Here is a 1,701-nt window from a genome sequence, read left to right as displayed (position 1 = left end):
AAGTATCTATTTCGGTAAGGAGGTGATCCAACCGCAGGTTCCCCTACGGTTACCTTGTTACGACTTCACCCCAGTCATGAATCACAAAGTGGTAAGCGCCCTCCCGAAGGTTAAGCTACCTACTTCTTTTGCAACCCACTCCCATGGTGTGACGGGCGGTGTGTACAAGGCCCGGGAACGTATTCACCGTGGCATTCTGATCCACGATTACTAGCGATTCCGACTTCATGGAGTCGAGTTGCAGACTCCAATCCGGACTACGACGCACTTTGTGAGGTCCGCTGGCTCTCGCGAGTTCGCTTCTCTTTGTATGCGCCATTGTAGCACGTGTGTAGCCCTACTCGTAAGGGCCATGATGACTTGACGTCATCCCCACCTTCCTCCGGTTTGTCACCGGCAGTCTCCTTTGAGTTCCCGACATTACTCGCTGGCAACAAAGGATAAGGGTTGCGCTCGTTGCGGGACTTAACCCAACATTTCACAACACGAGCTGACGACAGCCATGCAGCACCTGTCTCACAGTTCCCGAAGGCACAACCTCATCTCTGAAGTCTTCTGTGGATGTCAAGAGTAGGTAAGGTTCTTCGCGTTGCATCGAATTAAACCACATGCTCCACCGCTTGTGCGGGCCCCCGTCAATTCATTTGAGTTTTAACCTTGCGGCCGTACTCCCCAGGCGGTCGATTTAACGCGTTAGCTCCGAAAGCCACGGCTCAAGGCCACAACCTTCAAATCGACATCGTTTACAGCGTGGACTACCAGGGTATCTAATCCTGTTTGCTCCCCACGCTTTCGTACCTGAGCGTCAGTCTTCGTCCAGGGGGCCGCCTTCGCCACCGGTATTCCTCCAGATCTCTACGCATTTCACCGCTACACCTGGAATTCTACCCCCCTCTACGAGACTCTAGCTTGCCAGTTTCAAATGCAGTTCCCGAGTTAAGCTCGGGGATTTCACATCTGACTTAACAAACCGCCTGCGTACGCTTTACGCCCAGTAATTCCGATTAACGCTCGCACCCTCCGTATTACCGCGGCTGCTGGCACGGAGTTAGCCGGTGCTTCTTCTGCGAGTAACGTCAATTGGCCGTGCTATTAACACGACCACCTTCCTCCTCGCTGAAAGTGCTTTACAACCCGAAGGCCTTCTTCACACACGCGGCATGGCTGCATCAGGCTTGCGCCCATTGTGCAATATTCCCCACTGCTGCCTCCCGTAGGAGTCTGGACCGTGTCTCAGTTCCAGTGTGGCTGGTCATCCTCTCAGACCAGCTAGGGATCGTCGCCTAGGTGAGCCATTACCTCACCTACTAGCTAATCCCATCTGGGTTCATCCGATGGCGTGAGGCCCTAAGGTCCCCCACTTTGGTCTTGCGACGTTATGCGGTATTAGCTACCGTTTCCAGTAGTTATCCCCCACCATCAGGCAGATCCCCAGACATTACTCACCCGTCCGCCGCTCGCCGGCAAAGTAGCAAGCTACTTCCCGCTGCCGCTCGACTTGCATGTGTTAGGCCTGCCGCCAGCGTTCAATCTGAGCCATGATCAAACTCTTCAATTAAAAGCTTGATGCTCAAAGATTGTCATACTGTTAATCTTTTGAATTACTGTATGTCACTCTTCAAGACTTGGTATTTTGTGTTTCGATACCGTCTTGTGAGTGCCCACACAGATTGTCTGATAAATTGTTAAAGAGCAGTGCGC

General features: G+C 52.7%; 1 rRNA gene. It reads right to left on the bottom strand.

Annotation, left to right across the window (positions count from 1 at the left end):
* Positions 1-15 precede the first annotated feature (15 nt).
* A 16S ribosomal RNA gene (locus tag SJI19_RS24580) occupies positions 16-1,558 on the bottom strand.
* Between the last annotated feature and the right edge of the window lie 143 nt (positions 1,559-1,701).

Origin of the sequence: Acerihabitans sp. TG2 (genome assembly GCF_035013185.1) — a bacterium.
In the GTDB taxonomy this organism is placed as follows: Bacteria; Pseudomonadota; Gammaproteobacteria; order Enterobacterales; family Enterobacteriaceae; genus Acerihabitans.
Note: the sequence above shows the minus strand (reverse complement) of the source record. Positions and strands in the feature narration are given on the sequence as shown.